We start from the raw sequence: 20658 nt of genomic DNA, 5'->3' as shown, positions 1-20658 counted from the left end.
CAACAATAAATCCTGATAGTTGTGGAAAAGTCCCTTAAAATAACTGGAAAAAGGTTTTTGCGAATGTAAGTTCGCATATAGTTGGTTTGTAATAGGGAGTTTGTGGTAGAATGGTGATATGAGCTTTTTGACTTATAGGGTATGATTTGCGTCGCTAGGAAGGCGCGAGTCTTTTTTATATAGCATGGCAGCACAGAAGGTCCGAAAACAGGTTTAATGAACCATGCTCTAAATGAAATCCAGTAACAGGAGGATGTTTTGTGAAGGACCAATTTGAATTAGTATCGAAGTATTCACCACAGGGCGACCAGCCGGCAGCAATCAAGCAGCTGGTAAAGGGAATTCGCGAAAATAAGAAGCACCAGACCTTGCTTGGTGCTACAGGAACAGGGAAGACGTTTACGATTTCCAATGTCATTAAAGAAATCAATAAGCCTACCCTGGTTATCGCACACAACAAAACACTAGCAGGCCAGCTTTATAGCGAGTTCAAAGAGTTTTTCCCGAACAACGCGGTTGAATACTTTGTCAGTTATTATGATTATTACCAGCCTGAGGCCTATGTGCCTTCGACTGATACATTTATTGAAAAAGATGCGAGCATTAATGATGAAATCGATAAACTCCGCCACTCAGCTACATCTTCGCTGTTTGAACGGAAGGATGTCATAATCATCGCAAGTGTGAGCTGTATATATGGTTTGGGATCTCCGGAAGAATACCGTGATATGGTCTTATCGCTCCGTACCGGTATGGAAATTGAGCGCAATCAGCTGCTGCACCGTTTAGTTGATATTCAATATGAACGAAATGATATCGATTTTAAACGTGGAACATTCCGGGTGCGGGGAGATGTAGTCGAAATTTTTCCGGTATCACGTGACGAGCACTGTATGCGTGTAGAATTTTTTGGGGATGAAATTGATCGTATTCGTGAAGTGGATGCTTTAACAGGTGAAATTATTGGTGAACGTGATCACGTAGCCATCTTCCCGGCCTCCCACTTCGTTACACGCGAAGAGAAAATGCGGATTGCGATCCAGAATATTGAAAAAGAATTAGAGGAACGGCTTGAGGTTCTTCGTTCAGAAGAGAAGCTTCTTGAAGCACAAAGGCTTGAACAAAGGACCCGTTATGATCTTGAAATGATGAGGGAAATGGGTTTCTGTTCCGGTATTGAAAACTACTCTCGCCATCTGACACTCCGGCCACCGGGCTCTACACCTTACACGCTTATTGATTACTTCCCGGATGATTTTTTAATTGTGGTCGATGAGTCCCATGTTAGCCTTCCGCAAATTCGGGGAATGTTTAATGGTGACCAGGCCCGTAAGCAGGTGCTTGTGGATCACGGTTTCCGCCTGCCATCGGCAATGGATAACCGTCCGCTGACGTTCACTGAATTTGAAGGACATATCAACCAAATTGTTTATGTATCAGCAACACCTGGCCCATATGAAATTGAGCATACGCCAGTAATGGTAGAACAGATTATCCGGCCAACTGGTCTGCTTGATCCAAACATTGAGGTCAGGCCGATTGAGGGTCAGATTGATGATTTAATTGGTGAAATTCAAGATAGAATTAAGAAAAATGAACGCGTCCTTGTGACTACCCTTACGAAAAAAATGTCCGAGGACCTGACGGATTACTTAAAGGAAATTGGAATCAAAGTACAGTATCTTCACTCTGAGGTTAAGACGCTTGAGCGGATTGAAATTATTCGTGAACTCCGCCTTGGCAAATATGACGTTCTTGTCGGAATCAATCTCCTAAGGGAAGGCCTCGACATACCGGAAGTATCACTCGTGACAATTTTGGACGCCGATAAAGAAGGGTTCCTCCGTTCCGAGCGGTCACTGATTCAGACCATCGGGCGTGCGGCACGGAATTCTAACGGTCACGTAATCATGTATGCTGACCGCATGACCAATTCGATGGAACTGGCTATAAGTGAAACAAAAAGGCGCCGTGCAATCCAGGAAGAATACAATGAGAAGCACGGCATTACTCCAACGACCATCCAAAAGGGAATACGGGATTCGATCCGTGCTACCCACGCTGCCGAGGAGCAGGAAGAGTACAAACCATCTGCTAAGTTTGGCAAGATGTCAAAGAAAGAAAAAGAACGCATGATTATGAATATGGAAAAAGAAATGAAGGACGCGGCCAAAGCGCTTGATTTTGAAAAAGCCGCCGAGCTTCGTGACTTGTTATTTGAGTTGAAAGCGGAAGGATGACGTATACATGGCGATGGATAAACTGATTGTCAAAGGTGCCAGAGCTCACAATTTAAAAAATATCGATGTCACCATTCCGAGAGATAAGCTTGTTGTGCTGACAGGACTTTCCGGTTCCGGAAAGTCCTCGCTTGCCTTTGATACTATTTATGCGGAAGGGCAGCGCCGATACGTTGAATCGCTGTCTGCTTATGCACGGCAATTCCTTGGGCAAATGGACAAACCGGATGTCGATGCAATTGAAGGGCTGTCACCGGCGATTTCAATTGATCAAAAAACAACAAGCCGCAACCCGCGCTCAACGGTTGGGACGGTAACAGAAGTTTATGACTATTTAAGATTGCTATTTGCCAGAGTTGGAAGACCGACGTGTCCGAACCATGGCATTGAAATATCTTCACAGACGATTGAACAGATGGTGGACCGGATCATGGAATATCCTGAACGGACAAAGATGCAGATTCTTGCACCGATTGTTTCCGGAAGAAAGGGTACTCACGTTAAAGTCTTCGATGAGATTAAAAAACAAGGGTATGTTCGTGTCCGAGTTGACGGGGAAATGTATGACCTTAGTGACGACATTGAACTTGAGAAAAATAAGAAGCACTCCATCGAAGTCGTGGTTGACCGTATTGTGGTAAAAGAGGGTGTTGCCACCCGGATAGCCGATTCACTTGAGAGTGCCCTCGGCCTTGGTGAAGGCAGTGTTATTGTGGATGTAATGGGAGAAGAAGAGCTTTTATTCAGTGAAAATCACGCCTGCCCAATATGCGGTTTTTCAATCGGCGAGCTTGAGCCGCGGATGTTTTCCTTTAACAGCCCATTTGGAGCCTGCCCAGAGTGTGATGGTCTTGGTTCAAAGCTTGAAGTCGATCCAGACCTTGTTATCCCAAATAAGGAATTAACGCTGAATCAGCACGCCGTTGCTCCATGGGAACCGACAAGCTCACAGTATTACCCGCAGCTGCTGAAAGCGGTATGTAAGGAATACGGAATTGACATGGATGTTCCTGTCAAAAACCTTCCGAAAAATCAGCTTGATAAAATCCTTTATGGTTCTGAAGGCAGAAGGATTCACTTCCGCTATGAAAATGATTTTGGCCAGGTAAAGGATGGCTATATCGTATTTGAAGGCGTCCTCCGCAATGTGGAGCGCCGTTTTAAAGAGACAGGCTCTGACTGGATTCGTGAGCAGATGGAAAAATACATGGCCCAGCAGCCATGTCCGACCTGTAAAGGCTACCGTCTGAAAAAAGAAAGTCTTGCCGTTCTAATTTCTGGAACTCATATCTCTCAGGTAACCTCCCTTTCGATTGAGGATGCAAATGACTTTTTTGATGGGCTGGAGCTCACCGAAAAAGAAACGAAGATTGCCACCCTGATTTTGAGAGAAATCAAAGAACGCCTTGGATTTTTAATAAATGTTGGGCTTGATTACCTGACTCTTAGCCGCGCTGCAGGAACTCTTTCGGGAGGCGAAGCACAGAGAATTAGGCTGGCTACCCAGATTGGTTCAAGATTAACAGGTGTTTTATATATTCTGGATGAGCCTTCTATTGGTTTGCATCAGCGCGATAATGACCGGCTGATTGGCACATTGAAAAATATGCGTGATATCGGAAATACGCTGATTGTGGTTGAGCACGATGAAGATACCATGCTTGCCGCTGATTACCTGATTGATGTCGGACCTGGTGCCGGTGTGCATGGCGGTGAAATTGTCTCTGCAGGCACCCCGGAAGAGGTAATGGCAGATCCAAACTCCCTAACAGGGCAATACCTGGGCGGTAAAAAATTCATTCCCCTGCCAATTGAACGACGCAAGGCGGATGGCCGCTATATTGAGATTAAAGGAGCATCTGAAAATAATCTTCGCAATGTAAATGTGAAGCTTCCACTCGGAATGTTTATTTCCGTTACTGGAGTTTCTGGTTCTGGTAAAAGTACGCTGATTAATGAAATACTTCATAAATCACTTGCCCAGAAGCTTCATAACGCAAAAACAAAACCTGGTGAGCACAAGGAAGTTAAAGGAATCGAGCACCTTGAAAAGGTAATTGATATCGACCAGTCTCCAATCGGCCGGACACCTCGCTCCAATCCAGCCACTTATACGGGTGTGTTTGACGATATCCGCGATGTTTTTGCTTCTACAAATGAAGCGAAGGTACGCGGCTATAAGAAGGGCCGCTTTAGCTTTAACGTAAAGGGTGGCCGGTGTGAAGCCTGCCGTGGTGACGGGATTATAAAAATTGAAATGCACTTTTTGCCCGATGTATATGTTCCATGCGAGGTTTGCCACGGAAAACGCTACAACAGGGAAACGCTTGAAGTAAAATACAAGGGCAAAAACATTTCGGATATCCTGGATATGACTGTTGAGAATGCACTCGAATTCTTCGAGAATATCCCTAAAATTGCCCGAAAGCTGCAAACTATTTATGATGTAGGTCTCGGTTATATTACTCTTGGTCAGCCCGCAACAACTCTATCCGGTGGGGAAGCGCAGCGTGTTAAGCTTGCTTCCGAACTGCACCGCCGTTCAAATGGAAAGTCATTCTATATCTTGGATGAGCCGACAACAGGGCTTCATGTGGATGACATCTCCCGTTTGCTTGTGGTTCTCCAGCGTCTCGTTGAAAATGGGGATACAGTCCTTGTCATCGAACACAATCTGGATGTTATCAAGGCAGCCGATTATATTATCGACCTGGGTCCAGAAGGCGGGGACAAGGGAGGTACTATTATTGCATCCGGTACACCTGAAAAGGTTGCTGAAGTACCAGGATCCTATACAGGCAAATATCTCAAACCAATTCTGCTGCGAGACCGGCTGCGAATGGAGAAACTCATACAGGAACAAGAAGGTGTAAAGAGCTGAAACCGCTAACCAGCGGGCTTCGGCTCTTTTTTTTGTAAGATAAGAAAGTGAAAAATCTAAAGGTGCCACAGTTCGAGGAACTGTGTTTTTTTTTTGGAAACATATGTGACGAGACCTGCTAGGGCCGGTCTATTTAGTGTAAGAAGAAGAAGTTTCGGAAAAAGGAGTAGAAGTTTTACGAAAAGAGGTAGAAGTTTTGGTACGAACTGAAATATTAATAAGATTAAAGAAGTGATTGATAGATGGGTAAAAATGATCGGCTAATCTACAAAAATCATAAATTAATCTACAAAAATGATGGATTATTCTACAAAAATAATGGATTAATCTACAAAAATGATCGATTAATATACAAAAATGATCATTTAATCTTCAAAACTGATTGATAACCTCCAGAAACATGATGGTAAACCTTTTAAAGTCGTAATAATTTTATACGTTTAAGTCTTTTTAAAAGGGAATTTAAGCTTGCGCTTTTGATCTTAAGAGTATACGAGCCGATTTATGGATCTTATGTGCGGGTGTCCGCAGTATATACGCTGATTTATGGATCTTACGCGCGGGTGTCTGTAGTATATGCGCCGATTTAAGGTCCTACGCGCGGAACACCAAAATGCTCCAATCTGAAACTTTTCGCACCACATTCCGCCCTTGACTCTGTGCGGCCTCCCATATTTTTAATCCTTCCACACTCCCAAGTGAATCTTTTTCCCCGCCCAAACGTACTATTTATAAGAGGAACGGCCCATTACGGCCGATCATAAGAACGTTAGGGGAGCTGAGTGGATTGGAAACTAGAAGGATCCTTTCTTCACTTTGTTATTTTAGTATTTTCTTTGCAGGCTTTCTTTTTCCGCTGGTTGTGTATTTGGCCTCAAACGATCACGTTACAAAACAACACGCAAAAGCTGCCTTACTTTCGCATCTTATTCCTTTAATTCTAATTCCATTGTTTGTTATGAGCATTTTTTACGATTTTAGCAGGATGGCGGATAGCATACCTATTTTTACAGTGATTACATCCATCATTATGGGATTGGTTAGTTTGGCTGTGGTTATATGGAATATCGTTAAAGGCGTAAAGGCTTTGCGGGCTGAATAAATATGATAAGACAGGAAAATTTAGGGGAGGTAATGGTATGCAGAACGAACGGAAGCGGATTTTAAAAATGGTGGAGGAAGGAAAGCTAAAGGTTGAGGAAGCATTAACACTGCTTGAGGAATTGGATAAAGCAGAGAAAACCATGGAACAAAAGCAGGCGGAAATAGTCAATGAACTAACTACTGCTGTTCACTTTGAAGAGGCCAAGAAGGAAGAACCGTTTCAATATAAATTTCAGTCAGCTAAGGATAAAATCTTCGAATTTGTGGATTCTGCCCTGAAGAAAATTAAAGACTTTGATTTAGATTTTAACTTCGGACATTCCGTTGAAATATCCCACATTTTTCAGCAAAACGGGGTTTACTTAAAAGAGATGGACCTGGATATTGCCAATGGGTCCATGATGGTTGTTCCCTGGAACGAGCAGGATGTAAGGATTGAATGCCAGGCGAAGGTCTACCGTGTTGAGACTCAAGAGCAGGCCCGTGAAAACTTTTTAAAGGATGTTTTCTTCGCAATTGAGGGCGAGAAGCTTCGATTTGGCACACAGCAAAAGTGGATGAAGGTAGAAGCGGTGGTTTATATTCCACATGCTGATTACGAGAGAGCGAGAATCAGAATGTTTAACGGCCCGATTAGTGGTGAAAACTTGAATATTGGGGATCTGCGTGTGAAAACGGCTAATGGAAAAATTGAATTTGCATCGTTGACCGGTAACAGGATGGAAGCGGAGACTGCGAATGGGCATATAAAAATAGAACACAGCCGTGTTGCTGCCCTCGAAGTTGAGACGATTAATGGAACAATTGATCTTACCGGGGACTTTAAAAAAGCTGAGGCCCAAACTTTAAATGGTAATATTTCTTGCCATCTCATGGGGAAAAGCTGTGAAAGTTTTTCTGCAAAAGGGACTACCGGAAGCATTGATTTGTTTTTGCCGGCAGGAACGAAGGTAGATGGTGAACTGAAGAGTAATTTAGGCAGTTTTAATGTAAAGCTTGATGGAATTCAGATTGTTGAAGAGAAAAGTGAAAAGCTGCAAAAATTACTTCGTTTTAAATCGATGGATACTACAGGTGCCACAAAGATTTTCGCTGATAACAAAACGGGTGCTATCACGGTTGATCAGTCTGATATCGTGAATTTATATAAGTAAGGAGGGATTGTCATGAATAAGCTGATTAGGTCTAGGTCCAACCGGAAGCTGGCCGGAGTGCTGGGAGGGATATCAGAAAGAATAGGCATGGATTCAACTTTGCTCCGGGTTCTGTATCTTGTTCTCTTTTTGTTTACAGGATTTTTTCCAATGGGTCTTCTTTATATTCTTTTGATTTTCATCATGCCGAATGAAGGTAACTATAGATGAGGTGGATAGGCGGGATCATCATTAATGCCATTTTATTTATGGCATTTGCAGGATATTTTCAGGAAAGCTTTCATCTGGTGGGATTTACTGCTGCCCTAGAGGCAAGTTTATTGCTGTCGATTCTAAATATACTCGTCCGCCCGGTGCTGATTCTTCTCACGCTGCCGGTTACGGTTCTTACAATGGGCTTGTTCCTATTTGTGATTAACGCGGTTACTCTGATGCTGACCGACAGACTGATGGGAAGTGCCTTTGACATCTCTGGATTTGGTATGGCTTTTATGGCTGCCATTCTAATGTCAGTTATAAATTTAATCGTGCAGAAAACTTTATTTGAAAAACGTAAGCGCAGATAAGTTCTGCGCTTATTTCCTCTTCAATTTATGAATAAATCTGTAGCGGTCCGCCCTATAAATGGATTTTACAAATTCAAAGGGTGTTCCGTTGTCCAGGGAAGCTGTCCTCATAATTAACAGTACTGGGGCTCCCACAGCTATCTCCAGCAGTTCCGCCTCTGAGCCCCGGGCAGCTGTAGCTTCAATCTCCTGGTGTGCTTCGCTAATATGGTGGGAAGAATTTTTTTCGATATATTCATATAAAGACCGATTGCTGTTTTCTTCCGTAAGTCCGGGAACAATATCAGCCGGGACATAGGTTGTTTCAAGTGCCATTGGTATCCCATCAGCAAGACGGACACGGACGATTTCATAAACGTGATTTTGTTGGGCGATTTTTAGTTGGCCTGATACCTCAATATCAGCAGGAATTATTTTAAAAGAAAGCAGCCGGCTGCTCGGTGTCATTCTCCTTGCCAGCATGTCCTCTGTAAAACCCGTTAGCCCTTCCAAATCCTGTTCAATTTTTTTCTTACTGACAAAGGTTCCTTTGCCTTTTTGGCGGTATAAAAACCCCTCGCTTACCAGATTGTTAATGGCCTGTCTGACAGTCATTCTGCTTATTTCATACCGTTCGGCATACTCCCGTTCAGAAGGAATCATTTCATCTGGCAGGAGTGTCCCGTTTTCAATCTGCTCTTTTAAAAAACTCTCCAGCTGATGATAGATTGGTATAGGTGATTGTTTATTTATCATTAAAAATCTCCTTCGAATACGGACTTAAATATATTTTAAAGCTTCTTCATCCGCAATAATCGTGACATTTTCATGAAGCTTAAGAGCAGAGGCTGGGAAGCTTTCATCACAATCGCCACTGATTAGCCGGGAAATGGCTTCTGCCTTCGCCTCTCCGGAAGCAAGCAGAAGGATTTCTTTGCTGTCCAGAATGGTTGCGATTCCCATGGTAATTGCACTTTTTGGTACATCTTCAAGAGAAGGGAAGAATCGGGAGTTTGCCTGGCGGGTGCTTTCCGCGAGACTCACAATATGAGTTCGGCTGCTAAACAGTGTTCCCGGTTCATTAAAGCCGATATGCCCATTTCCTCCAATTCCCAACAGCTGAAGATCAATGCCGCCTTTACTTCTGATTAGCTCTTCGTAACGTTCACATTCTCTGTCAAGATCGTCCGCCATTCCATTAGGAATTGCTGTGTTTTCTGCTGGAATGTCTAAAAGATCGAACAAATTTTTTTTCATAAAAGAATGATAGCTATTAGGATCATCAATGGCAAGATTTATATATTCGTCAAGATTAACCGTTTGAACATTTCGATAGGAGGTTCCGTTCCTGTCATGGTTTGAAATTAACTGTTCATATACCCCTTGTGGCGTACTGCCAGTGGCAAGTCCAAGTGTCAGCTTTCCAGCTGAGCGGACTTTATCCGTTATTATATTAGCCGCCGCCTGGCTCATTTCCTGATAATTGGCTGTTCGAATAATTCTCATCCTGCTTTTTCCTCCTTTTTAAAAGCAATCTCTCCACGGCATAACGTTAATTCCACTTCGAATTGGTCATTTAAGACTGTAATATCTGCGTCTTTTCCTGCTGCAATGCTTCCTTTTCGATCAAGAACACCGAGCTGCCTTGCAGGATTGGTACTTGCCAATTGAACGGCTTCCGTAAGCGTCATTTCCGTAAACTTCGCAATATTTTTGACTGCTTCATTCATTTTTAAAATACTTCCTGCCAATGTTCCATCCTCTAACAGGGCTTTTCCATCCGCCACATGGACGTCCTGCCCGCCCAAATCATAAACTCCATTTTTAAGGCATTTGGCTCGCATAGAGTCGGTTATCAAAAGCGTGCCATCTGCTCCCTTTGCAGACAGGGCGAGCTTTACCATTTTAGGATGGACATGGATGCCGTCAGCAATTACTTCTATCATCAGCTCTTTAAAAAGAAGAGCTGTTCCTGCAGTTCCAGGTTCCCTGTGATGCATTCCTCTCATTCCGTTAAAAAGGTGAGTAACCTGTCTAGCACCTGCATTTACCGCAGCTTCCATTTCCTCATACACAGCATCGGTGTGCCCAATGGAAGCGATAACTCCATTTTGTTTAAAGTAACCTATCAGTTTCAATCCATTTTCCAATTCAGGTGCAATAGTTACCTGCTTTATATTCCCGCCGGCAAGCTCCTGCCAATGTCTAAATAAATCAAGATTTGGCTTGAGAATATATTCCCTTGGCTGCGCGCCTGCACGTTTTTCGTTTATAAATGGCCCTTCCAAATGGATTCCGAGTACTTCTGCTCTTCCAGTCAGGTTATTCTCCTGAATATAGTTGCCTGCATTTTCGAGAGCCTTTTCTATATTCATTTTTTCCTGAGTAATAGTAGTCGCCAGAAAGCTTGTTGTTCCTTCTTTTGCAAGGGCTTCTGCAATCGTTTTGAGTGCCTCAGGTGTGGCATCCATTGTATCAGCGCCTGCTGCTCCGTGAATGTGAAGGTCGATAAATCCCGGAACAACTGTATGGCCCTTTTGTATTGAAATTTTTTCAACTTCCGGAAAACGAAGCTCTGCGTCCTCAATAGGCCCGATTTCCAAAATTTTTTCTTTTTCTAGATATATATAAACTTCTGTCTTTATTTCTTTTTCCACTAATGCTTTTCCATGAACAAGTAGAAGAGTGCCCACATTACCAGCTCCTATCGATGATAGCTTTTATAAAATTATTATATTAATTTGTGGTTTAGTTGTCTATACCAGTTGGTAGTCCTAGTACCACTTTTTACACAAAAAAACAGCTCATTTCGCAATCGTTCATTTGGTTCTTTGCTGAAAAGTGCTAAAATAAGAGGAATCATGGAAATAAAAATTCGATCCGATTTTAGGACACAGTGCAATATTAATGATTTGCAAAAAGGAGGGCTTCTTTTGGGAAAGGTACGCACCAAAGATATCTATGAAAAATTTGACCTTGAGCTAGTGAGCGGAGAGGAAGGAATTAACCGCCCGATTATCACTAGTGATATTTCCAGGCCTGGAATGGAAATAGCTGGCTACTTTAAATATTATCCTGCTGAACGGATTCAACTTTTAGGGAAAACAGAACTGTCTTTTTTCAATGAACTGCCGAAACAGGAACGTATTAACCGGATGGAACAGCTTTGTACAGATATTACTCCGGCAATCATAGTTACACGGGGATTTGAAGTTCCCGAAGAATTAATTGAAGCCGCAGAGCAGGAATCAGTTCCTGTATTAAGGGCCAATATGAAAACGACCCGTTTTTCGAGCCGCCTGACCAACTTTTTAGAAAGCAAACTTGCTCCAACAACTGCCGTTCATGGTGTACTTGTTGATATATACGGTATCGGCGTGCTAATAACGGGTAAAAGCGGGGTTGGTAAAAGTGAAACAGCGCTTGAACTGGTTAAACGCGGCCACCGTCTGGTCGCGGATGATTGCGTGGAAATTCGCCAGGAGGACCAGGATACACTCGTCGGAACTTCTCCTGAGCTGATTGAGCATTTGCTTGAAATCCGCGGCCTTGGAATTATCAATGTCATGACCTTATTCGGTGCGGGAGCGGTCCGAAGCAATAAACGGATTACCCTTGTAATTAATCTTGAGATCTGGGATTCCAAAAAGCAGTATGACCGACTTGGTCTGGATGAAGAAAAAATGAAGATTATTGACACTGATGTTACAAAACTTACGATTCCTGTACGCCCAGGCCGAAACCTTGCAGTTATTATCGAGGTAGCTGCAATGAACTACCGTCTGAAAAGGATGGGAGTTAATGCAGCCCAGCAGTTTACGGAAAGACTTTCAGATGTAATTGAAGACAATGATCATGACGATATGTAGGTTATAATTTGGGGGATGAGGAGCCTTGGGGTGATCCCATAGGCTTCACTTATAAATAGAGAACAAAGGAATAAGGAGAATGTTCATGGAAAAAAATATACACCCACTTGATCCAATCGCTTTTAGCCTTGGACCGATTCAAGTTCACTGGTACGGCATTATTATCGGGTCTGGGCTTGCCCTGGCACTGCTTCTTGCTATTAGGGAAGGTGACCGCAGAGGACTCCAGAAAGAAACTTTTCCAGATTTAATGCTATGGGCAATCCCAATTGCCATTATTTCGGCGAGAATTTATTATGTGCTTTTTGAATTTAACTATTATAAGAACCATCCAAGTGAAACTTTTCAAATTTGGCATGGGGGAATTGCTATTCATGGAGCTCTTATCGGTTCTGTTCTTACCACCTATTTCTTCACAAGGTCTAGGGGGATTTCCTTCTGGAAGGTTGCTGACATTGCAGCTCCGAGCATTATTCTTGGCCAGGCAATCGGCCGCTGGGGAAATTTTATGAATCAGGAAGCACATGGGAGAGAAGTAAGCAGAGCGTTTCTTGAAAATTTGCATTTACCAGACTTTATTATTAACCAAATGTATATTAATGGTGCTTACTATCATCCTACTTTTTTATATGAATCATTATGGGATTTTGCTGGGGTCATTTTGCTGATAGCACTACGGAGAGTGAACCTGCGCCGCGGGGAATTGTTTTTATCCTATGTCATTTGGTATTCAATCGGAAGATTCTTTGTAGAAGGCATGAGAACAGATAGCTTAATGCTAACCCAGACGCTTAGAATTGCGCAGACCATATCTATCTTCCTGATTGTCGTAGCAATCATTGCTATCATCATCAGAAGGAAATCTGGAATGGCAAATCACAGATATCAGGATTTAGAAAATAAATAATCAATGGGGGATGGAACATGCTGATTGGCTCTCTCAAAAGGGGCTTGCTGGTTGGACTGAAGACAACTTGGACATTGGGAAAAATTATCTTCTCTGTCACTCTAATAGTGGCGATTTTACAATATACACCTGTTCTTCCCTGGCTGATGAAGCTGATAACACCGATAATGAAGCTAATTGGCTTGTCCGGTGATGCCGCAATTCCGCTCGTTCTGGGTAATTTCCTGAATTTATACGGAGCTATCGGTGCTATTTTAACCCTTCATTTTACTGTGAAAGAAGTTTTTATATTGGCTGTCATGCTTTCGTTTTCGCATAATTTGTTAGTTGAGACAAGTGTAGCTGCAAAAGCGGGTGTGAAGGTTTGGATCGTTATTCTGACTAGACTTGGCCTTGCTTTTCTCTCAGCGATTGTGATTAATTTGGTTTGGCATGGTGGTTCAAATACAGCTAAATATGGACTTGTTCCTGAGCAAACTGGACATGCCCGTGGGATTATCGAGATACTTCTCCAGGCCGTCCAAAAAGCAGGGCTTGGTATTTTACAGCTAGCAATGATTGTCATTCCATTGATGGTTGTTATTCAACTTTTGAAGGACTTGAAATGGCTTGATATTTTTTCAAAAGGCATGGGGCCGATTACACGCTCCCTTGGAATGAAGGAAAACACCTCTACAACTATGGCTGCTGGTCTTTTGTTTGGTCTGGCTTACGGTGCAGGCGTTATGATTCAGGCAGTAAAAGAGGATGGCGTCAGCAAGAAAGATCTGACACTGGCGTTTATTTTTCTGGTGGCCTGCCATGCAGTGGTAGAAGATACCCTGATATTCATACCGCTTGGGATACCAGTCTGGCCTTTATTCCTGATACGCCTTGGTGTAGCAATCGTACTGACTCTATTGGTTGGATTTATTTGGAAGCACACAGGCTTTTTAAAAAGAAAGGAAGCAACGTATGAGCAATAAAATAACAACCATCTTATTTGATCTTGATGGAACATTAATTGATACAAATGAATTGATTATTTCTACTTTTATGCACACACTTGATAAATATTATCCAGGCAAGTATCAGCGAGAGGATGTATATCCGTTTATGGGTCCAAGTCTGATGGAGACTTTTTCTGGGCTGAATCCAGACCGGGTGGACGAAATGATACTCGAGTACCGGACATATAATCTTGCGAATCACGATCGGCTTGTAAAGGAATTTGTAGGTGTAAAGGATACTGTTCATACACTGAAAGAGCGTGGCTACAAGCTAGGAATCGTAACAACTAAACTCCATGATGTTGTCCTTAAAGGGTTAAAGCTGATGGATCTTGAACCTTATTTTGAGGCAGTTGTGGCTTTGGATCATGTCGAAAAGGAAAAACCGGATCCAGAATCAGTTTTGAAGGCACTGGAGCAGCTTGGCTCAAAACCTGAAGAAGCCATTATGGTCGGTGATAACTACCATGATATTCTGGCTGGAAAAAATGCAGGCACAAAAACTGCGGGAGTAGCCTGGTCCATGAAAGGCCGCGACTATTTGGCCAATTTTGAACCAGACTTCATGCTTGAAAATATGGCAGACATATTGGCGATTCTCGGAGAAGAATAAGATGAGGAATACAACCCGTTATCCGGTTGAAGGCGCCAATTCTCTGTGGCATGTATACAAAACTGTACCCTTTTGGAAGGTTGTCAAAAATTTTATTGTCATTCAGCTGGGACGATATACACCGTTTCTGGGCATGAAAAATTGGCTCTACCGGACTTTTTTGGGAATGAAGGTCGGGGACCAGACATCATTTGCCCTGATGGTCATGCTGGATGTTATGTTTCCGGAAAAAATAAGTGTAGGCCGCAACACCGTTATCGGCTATAATACAACGATACTGGCACATGAATATTTGATTAAGGAATACCGCCTCGGACCAATTGAAATCGGAAGCGAGGTCATGATTGGCGCCAACTCAACGATCCTTCCGGGAGTAAAGGTTGGCGACGGTGCTATTGTCTCTGCCGGAACACTTGTCCATAAGGATGTTCCTCCAGGGACTTTTGTTGGCGGAAACCCAATGAAAATAATTTATACGAAGGAAGAACTGGCCGAACGCTGGTCAAGTGATCCTATTTATGGAAAACAGGCATAGAAATGTGCCTGTTTTTTTGTGCGGAAAATCCGAGAAATGGAGGTTAAAAAAGTTGATAAAAAACGAAATGTAATCGATAGAATGCCGAAAATGATTGATAAAACACCAAGCGTAATCGATAGAATTCAGAAAATGATTGATAAAATACCAAGCGTAATCGATAAAATGCTGAAATTAATTGATTAAATCTAGGCTGTTTAATAATTTGTGTTGATTTTTACTTATGTTGATTGCAGCGAAAAGCCGAGAGACTCCTTCGGGAAAAGCGGGCAAAGGGAGACCCCGCAGGCGCACGCCGAGGAGAAAGAAGAACGGAAGTGCTTGTTCAGCTCCGACAAGCGCTGGAGGTCCTGACGATGAAGTCGTTCTTTGACTTCAAAGTCAGGGCTGAAGCGATCTCAAGGGGATAGGCACTGAAGTTTGACAGGATCCGGATCGCCCGAGGAAAGCGGGTGGCTTCGTGACGGCAAAAGACCGACCTGTCTCTGCGCTGATTCTTCAAAGAAGCATTCCTTTGTGCAGCGAAAATCAAAAGTAGAGTTTAATAGCATCATACTAAAAAGCAATCGATAGAGGACAAAACAGGTGATGAATAGAAACTATATGAAAACAAATTGGCTTAAAGTTTTCAATTGACGGGAAGTATGAGAAGGAGTAAACTACAGATAACTTTATTTTACTACCATATTAGCGAACTAAAGGATTTTGATAATTTCCTATAGTTAAAGATAAAAGGATGGATAACTATGACCCGCCTATTTATGTTTGAGAAGCCGCTTGGCATGAGGGATACCCTGCCGGAGCTATATGAGAAAAAACACCAGATCCGCACGCTGATGGAAGAGAAAATCAAGCTGTGGGGCTATCAATTTTTAGAAACACCAACCTTAGAATATTTCGAAACTGTCGGATCTGCATCCGCGATACTTGATCAGCAGCTTTTTAAATTACTTGACCAGCAGGGCCATACGCTTGTCCTTAGGCCGGATATGACAGCACCGATTGCCAGGGTGGCTGCTTCCAGAATGTTAAAGGAAGACCTGCCGCTTCGAATTGCCTATGCAGCTAATGTATTCAGAGCTCAGCAGCGAGAGGGTGGACGTCCTGCTGAGTTTGAACAGATTGGCGTTGAATTTTTAAATGATCCAACGGTTTCAAGTGATGCAGAAGTGATTGCCCTGATGATTGACTCGCTGAAAAGCACAGGGCTCGAGAGTTTTCAGCTTTCAATTGGCCATATCGGCTTTGTTCAGGATTTATTTTTGCAGATCCTGGGAACTGAAGATCGGGCTAATACATTAAGAAAGTTTTTATATGAAAAAAATTATGTTGGATACCGGGAGCATGTTCGGTCACTAGCCCTGTCATCAATAGATAAGCAGCGGCTGCTTGATTTTCTTGATTTGCGTGGCGGAGAAGATATCATTGAAAAAGCTTTTGCCATTGTCGAGAATGAGGAAGGCAGGGAAGCGCTGCAGGAGCTAAAGGAATTATGGAACATTATCAGTGATTACGGCGAGCAGGGACGTGTGAAATTTGACCTGACTCTTGTCAGCCATATGAGCTACTATACCGGTGTCCTTTTTGAAGCATATGCTGGAGATGTTGGTTTTCCAATAGGAAATGGCGGCAGATACGGCAGGCTGCTTGAAAAATTCGGAAGACCTGCAAGTGCCACAGGGTTTGCTGTTAGGCTTGACCGCTTGCTCGAGGCTCTCGGTGGAAACGGCAGCAAAGAACCAGTAACATGCATTTTCTTTAGCCAGGAACGAAGGCAGGAAGCATTTAAAATGGCACAGGAACTGAGGGCGAAGGGAATTCGGGCTGCCCTGCAGGATATTAATGGCGTAAAAAATGTAGATACTTTTTCAAGCAAATTTGAAGATGCCGCTTACTTGTTAGGAAAAGCGGGGAAGGAGCAGTCAAATGAGTAACTGGCTGACGATTGCTATGCCGAAGGGCAGAATTTTTGAAGAAGCGGCCGACCTGCTTCGCGAGGCGGGTTATGCCCTTCCTCCCGAATTTGATGAATCCCGAAAATTGATTATAGAGGTCGAAGCAGAAAAACTGCGGTTTATCCTGGCAAAACCGATGGATGTTCCTACATATGTAGAGCATGGTGTAGCCGATCTTGGAATTGCCGGAAAAGATGTCATGCTTGAAGAGGAACGGGATGTTTACGAACTACTTGATTTAAGAATAAGCGGCTGTTATCTGGCTGTTGCAGGATTACCTAACACGAAAATGAATGAGGTTGCCCCTAAAATTGCAACGAAATACCCCAATGTAGCTGCTGCGTATTTCCGGGAGCAGGGGGAGCAGGTTGAAATTATTAAACTGAATGGTTCCATTGAGCTTGCGCCTATTATTGGTTTGGCAGACAGGATTGTGGACATTGTTTCAACAGGGAGAACGCTTGTTGAAAACGGGCTGGTGGAATATGAAAGAATCGTCGATATAACTTCCCGCCTGATTGTGAATCCAGTAAGCTACCGAATTAAAGATGAACCCATTACTCAGCTCGTGGACCGGTTAAGCAAGGTAGTTACGAAGGCGGGGATGATGTAAGGTGAAAATATTACAAGTTCAGGATTTAGCGTCTATAAAAAGATCAATCGATGCAGGAACAGCTGAACAGCAGGCGGCTGTAAAGCAAATTATCGAAAACGTACGCACGCGTGGCGACGAGGCTATAAGGGAATATACAAAGAAATTTGATCGTACGGATTTAAATTCTTTTTCTGTTAGCAGTGAGGAAGTTGAGGAAGCCTACAATGGGGTGGACAAGAATTTTGTTGCCATTGTCCGGGAGGCCGCCGAAAACATTCGCTCCTTTCACGAAAAGCAGCTCCGCCCTTCCTGGATGACGACCGAGGAAAACGGAACAATCCTTGGCCAAAAAATTACTGCGCTTGATTCTGCCGGTGTTTATGTACCTGGCGGAACGGCTGCCTATCCATCTTCCGTTTTGATGAACGTGATTCCAGCCCAGGTGGCAGGGGTGAAAAGAATCGTGATGGTTTCTCCTCCAGGTGAAAATGGAAAGCTGCCTGCTGCTGTACTGGTTGCAGCAAAAGAAGCAGGAGTAGCGGAAATCTTTAAAGTTGGCGGAGCACAAGCAATAGCTGCCCTTGCTTATGGCACAGAATCAATTACGAGAGTGGATAAAATAACAGGACCTGGAAATATTTTTGTCGCATTGGCAAAACGAGAGGTTTTTGGGGACGTTGATATTGATATGATTGCCGGACCGAGTGAGATTGCTATTCTCGCAGATGATACGGCACGTGCCAATGAGGTAGCAGCAGACCTTTTATCCCAGGCAGAACACGATACCAGAGCCTGCAGTATTTTGGTGACAACATCTGCCAAATTGGCTGAAGAGGTTTCTGCTGAAGTGGAAAAACAGCTTGAAATACTGCCAAGGAGGGAAATAGCTTCTGCCTCCATTCGTGATTACGGTGCTATTTATGTCGCATCAAGCATGGATGAAGCAGTAGAAACAATCAATGCTATTGCTCCTGAGCATTTAGAAATCATAACGGAAAATTCAATGGAGCTGCTTGGGCAAATCCGCCATGCTGGAGCTATTTTCATTGGAAGATATAGTTCAGAGCCAGTCGGAGATTATTTTGCCGGACCGAATCACGTACTGCCGACAAACGGAACGGCCCGTTTTTCAAGCCCTTTAAATGTAGATGATTTTCAAAAGAAATCAAGTGTCATTGTATATAGTGAGCAAGCCTTTAGGGAAAATGCCCCCAAAATTGCCGAGTTTGCACGGATGGAGGGCCTTGAAGCCCATGCCCGAGCTGTAGAATCGCGTTTTAAATAGTATTAGGGAGGTCACATAAATGGAAAGAACAGCGAGTGTCGCGCGGAACACCAATGAAACGCAAATTAAGCTTCAGCTTTCAATAGATGGAGAAGGACAGTCAAATCTTGAAACTGGAGTTCCTTTTATGACCCATATGCTTGATTTATTTACAAAGCATGGTCAATTTAACTTAACCGTAGATGCCAAAGGAGATACTGAGGTCGATGACCACCACACGACTGAAGATATCGGCATCTGTTTGGGACAGGCGTTAAGAGAAGCGCTTGGCGATAAAAAAGGCATCAAACGTTACGGTAATTCATTTGTTCCAATGGATGAAGCGTTAGCTCAGGTAGTAGTTGATTTGAGCAACCGTCCGCATCTGGAAATGCGTGCCGAGTTCCCGAGCCAAAAAGTGGGCACCTTTGATACGGAGCTAGTTCATGAGTTTTTATGGAAGCTTGCCCTTGAAGCAAGAATGAATCTACACGTTATCGTGCACTATGGAAAAAATACACACCATATGATTGAAGCTGTTTTCAAAGCACTAGCCCGTGCACTAGATGAGGCGACAACTGTTGACCCGCGGATAAAAGGAGTTCCGTCAACGAAAGGAATGTTATAAATGATCGGAATTGTGGATTACGGCATGGGCAACCTTTTCAGTGTCAGTAAAGCACTCGAAAGGCTGGGAGCCGATTACTTTTTATCAGGAGATAAGGCCTCGCTGATGGATGCAGATGCGCTTCTTCTGCCTGGTGTTGGATCCTTCCGGGATGCAATGGAAAAGCTGAATGAAGAAGGCCTGTCGGAGATGATCCAGGAGTTTGCAGCAACAGGCAAGCCTTTACTTGGAATCTGCCTCGGCATGCAGCTTCTTTTTGAAGAAAGTGAAGAGAACGGCCCGGCAAAGGGATTGGCTCTTTTGCCAGGCAGGGTAAGGCGTTTTCCGGGTACGAAAAAAGATTCAGCCTATAAGGTTCCCCATATGGGCTGGAACGGGCTTGAGTTTGTAAAAGAATCATCAATACTTAAAAACGTTCAGGAAGATTATGTGTATTTTGTTCATTCCTATTATGTGGATGCTGCTGAGTCAGAAGTAGTAATTGCTAAGGCATCTTATAACGAGGATGTTGCAGCCATTGTGGGCCGGGACAATTTATACGGAATGCAATTCCACCCTGAAAAAAGCAGTAAGCTGGGAATGGAGCTTCTAAAAAACTTTTTAGAGCTTGCTGAAGAAAGGAAGGCCGTTCAATGAGCATTATTATTTACCCCGCTATAGATATGAGGGGCGGGAACTGTGTCCGCCTTTTACAGGGTGATTATGATAAGGAAACCATTTATGGCGATTCCCCTTTTGACATGGCAAACCGTTTTGCAGCAGAAGGCGCAGAGTGGATACATATGGTGGACCTTGACGGAGCAAAAGACGGTAAAAGAGTAAACGACCGTTTCGTCATTCAGGCTGCCAAAGAATTGGATGCTAAAATTCAAATCGGCGGCGGGATCCGGACCGAGGCCGACATCCTCCATTACCTCGATAATGGTGTGGAGCGAGTCATTATCGGAAGCATAGCTGTTTCCAATCCAGAGTTTGCTATTGAGATGATTAAAAAATATGGTTCGAAAATGGCAATCGGTATTGATGCGAAAAATGGCTATGTAGCTACACATGGATGGCTTGATACCTCTGAGGTTAAAGCGGTTGAGCTTGGAAAAAGATTTGCCGATGACGGAGCGGAAACATTTATTTTTACAGATATCGCAACTGACGGTACTCTTTCCGGCCCAAATATAGAAGCAGTCATTGAGATGGCAGAAGTGACAGGAAAAAGCGTCATTGCCTCAGGCGGAATTAGCTCACTTGAGGATCTTATTACAGTGAAGGTAGCAGCTTCAAAGGGTGTCAGCGGAGCGATAGTTGGAAAAGCCTTATATGAAAATCGATTTACATTGCCAAAAGCATTAGCTGAGATGAAAAAATAAGCGTTACCGCTTTAT

21 protein-coding genes are annotated in these 20658 nt (G+C 43.3%); 18 read left to right on the top strand and 3 right to left on the bottom strand.

The features are described 5' to 3' along the window. The first annotated feature begins 260 nt into the window (after positions 1–260). The 6 genes from uvrB (at position 261) to G8761_RS17600 (ending at position 7945) form a co-directional block, all read left to right on the top strand. Entirely contained in the window at positions 261–2240 is a 1980-nt protein-coding gene (uvrB, locus tag G8761_RS17625; protein WP_166029043.1) for an excinuclease ABC subunit UvrB, read from the top strand. 7 nt (positions 2241–2247) lie between these two features. Beyond that, on the top strand, positions 2248–5121 hold the full coding sequence (gene uvrA / locus G8761_RS17620) for an excinuclease ABC subunit UvrA (protein ID WP_166029041.1): 2874 nt from the start codon (positions 2248–2250) through the stop codon (positions 5119–5121). 787 nt (positions 5122–5908) lie between these two features. After that, positions 5909–6223 (top strand): magnetosome magnetite crystal formation protein family, encoded by a 315-nt coding sequence (locus G8761_RS17615; protein WP_166029039.1) that lies wholly within the window; start codon positions 5909–5911, stop codon positions 6221–6223. Between the two features lie 37 nt (positions 6224–6260). After that, entirely contained in the window at positions 6261–7379 is a 1119-nt protein-coding gene (locus G8761_RS17610) for a DUF4097 family beta strand repeat-containing protein (RefSeq protein WP_166029038.1), read from the top strand. 12 nt (positions 7380–7391) lie between these two features. Continuing rightward, positions 7392–7589: a PspC domain-containing protein gene (locus tag G8761_RS17605; RefSeq protein ID WP_166029036.1), complete on the top strand. Its 198-nt coding sequence runs from the start codon at positions 7392–7394 to the stop codon at positions 7587–7589. Next, positions 7586–7945, top strand: coding sequence for a phage holin family protein (locus G8761_RS17600; RefSeq protein ID WP_166029034.1), 360 nt, complete (start codon positions 7586–7588; stop codon positions 7943–7945). Before G8761_RS17605 ends, G8761_RS17600 begins: the two co-directional genes overlap by 4 nt. 9 nt (positions 7946–7954) lie before the next feature. Here the strand turns inward: G8761_RS17600 and G8761_RS17595 are convergent, their stop codons facing one another. From G8761_RS17595 to nagA, 3 genes are read right to left on the bottom strand one after another with little or no spacing between them, the layout of a single operon-like run. After that, entirely contained in the window at positions 7955–8680 is a 726-nt protein-coding gene (locus G8761_RS17595; protein WP_166029032.1) for a GntR family transcriptional regulator, read from the bottom strand. A 24-nt stretch (positions 8681–8704) separates the two neighbouring features. After that, positions 8705–9430: a glucosamine-6-phosphate deaminase gene (nagB, locus tag G8761_RS17590; RefSeq protein ID WP_166029031.1), complete on the bottom strand. Its 726-nt coding sequence runs from the start codon at positions 9428–9430 to the stop codon at positions 8705–8707. Next, the gene (gene nagA, locus G8761_RS17585) at positions 9427–10617 is read right to left on the bottom strand and encodes an N-acetylglucosamine-6-phosphate deacetylase (protein WP_166029029.1); all 1191 of its coding nucleotides are present in this window, start codon (positions 10615–10617) and stop codon (positions 9427–9429) included. Before nagA ends, nagB begins: the two co-directional genes overlap by 4 nt. A gap of 240 nt (positions 10618–10857) precedes the next feature. Between nagA and hprK the strand changes: the two genes are divergently transcribed. From hprK to hisA, 12 genes are all read left to right on the top strand, one after another. Continuing rightward, the gene (hprK, locus tag G8761_RS17580) at positions 10858–11793 is read left to right on the top strand and encodes an HPr(Ser) kinase/phosphatase (protein WP_166029028.1); all 936 of its coding nucleotides are present in this window, start codon (positions 10858–10860) and stop codon (positions 11791–11793) included. Positions 11794–11878: 85 nt separating this feature from the next. After that, a complete protein-coding gene (gene lgt / locus G8761_RS17575; protein WP_166029026.1) occupies positions 11879–12700 on the top strand; it encodes a prolipoprotein diacylglyceryl transferase in 822 nt (273 codons plus the stop codon). 17 nt (positions 12701–12717) lie between these two features. Continuing rightward, positions 12718–13665 (top strand): nucleoside recognition domain-containing protein, encoded by a 948-nt coding sequence (locus tag G8761_RS17570; RefSeq protein WP_166029024.1) that lies wholly within the window; start codon positions 12718–12720, stop codon positions 13663–13665. Continuing rightward, a complete protein-coding gene (ppaX, locus tag G8761_RS17565) occupies positions 13655–14302 on the top strand; it encodes a pyrophosphatase PpaX (RefSeq protein WP_166029022.1) in 648 nt (215 codons plus the stop codon). Before G8761_RS17570 ends, ppaX begins: the two co-directional genes overlap by 11 nt. Before the next feature lies 1 nt (position 14303). Then, complete coding sequence (locus G8761_RS17560) at positions 14304–14837, top strand: acyltransferase (RefSeq protein WP_166029020.1); 534 nt, start codon at positions 14304–14306, stop codon at positions 14835–14837. A gap of 18 nt (positions 14838–14855) precedes the next feature. Continuing rightward, positions 14856–15023: a hypothetical protein gene (locus tag G8761_RS17555; protein WP_166029017.1), complete on the top strand. Its 168-nt coding sequence runs from the start codon at positions 14856–14858 to the stop codon at positions 15021–15023. A 560-nt stretch (positions 15024–15583) separates the two neighbouring features. Continuing rightward, positions 15584–16771 carry an ATP phosphoribosyltransferase regulatory subunit gene (locus G8761_RS17550; protein WP_166029015.1) on the top strand — a complete coding sequence of 396 codons (1188 nt, stop codon included), beginning with the start codon at positions 15584–15586 and terminating at the stop codon, positions 16769–16771. Then, positions 16764–17405, top strand: coding sequence for an ATP phosphoribosyltransferase (gene hisG / locus G8761_RS17545; RefSeq protein ID WP_166029013.1), 642 nt, complete (start codon positions 16764–16766; stop codon positions 17403–17405). The genes G8761_RS17550 and hisG overlap by 8 nt, the downstream gene beginning before the upstream one ends. Position 17406: 1 nt before the next feature. Continuing rightward, positions 17407–18672 (top strand): histidinol dehydrogenase, encoded by a 1266-nt coding sequence (gene hisD, locus G8761_RS17540; RefSeq protein WP_166029011.1) that lies wholly within the window; start codon positions 17407–17409, stop codon positions 18670–18672. Positions 18673–18691: 19 nt separating this feature from the next. After that, positions 18692–19279 carry an imidazoleglycerol-phosphate dehydratase HisB gene (gene hisB, locus G8761_RS17535; RefSeq protein ID WP_027321964.1) on the top strand — a complete coding sequence of 196 codons (588 nt, stop codon included), beginning with the start codon at positions 18692–18694 and terminating at the stop codon, positions 19277–19279. After that, the gene (hisH, locus tag G8761_RS17530; protein WP_166029009.1) at positions 19280–19915 is read left to right on the top strand and encodes an imidazole glycerol phosphate synthase subunit HisH; all 636 of its coding nucleotides are present in this window, start codon (positions 19280–19282) and stop codon (positions 19913–19915) included. After that, complete coding sequence (gene hisA, locus G8761_RS17525; RefSeq protein WP_166029006.1) at positions 19912–20643, top strand: 1-(5-phosphoribosyl)-5-[(5-phosphoribosylamino)methylideneamino]imidazole-4-carboxamide isomerase; 732 nt, start codon at positions 19912–19914, stop codon at positions 20641–20643. The genes hisH and hisA overlap by 4 nt, the downstream gene beginning before the upstream one ends. The last annotated feature ends 15 nt before the right edge of the window (positions 20644–20658 follow it).

It is taken from the genome of Neobacillus terrae (genome assembly GCF_011393025.1).
Lineage (GTDB): Bacteria > Bacillota > Bacilli > Bacillales > Cytobacillaceae > Neobacillus_A > Neobacillus_A terrae.
Note: the sequence above shows the minus strand (reverse complement) of the source record. Positions and strands in the feature narration are given on the sequence as shown.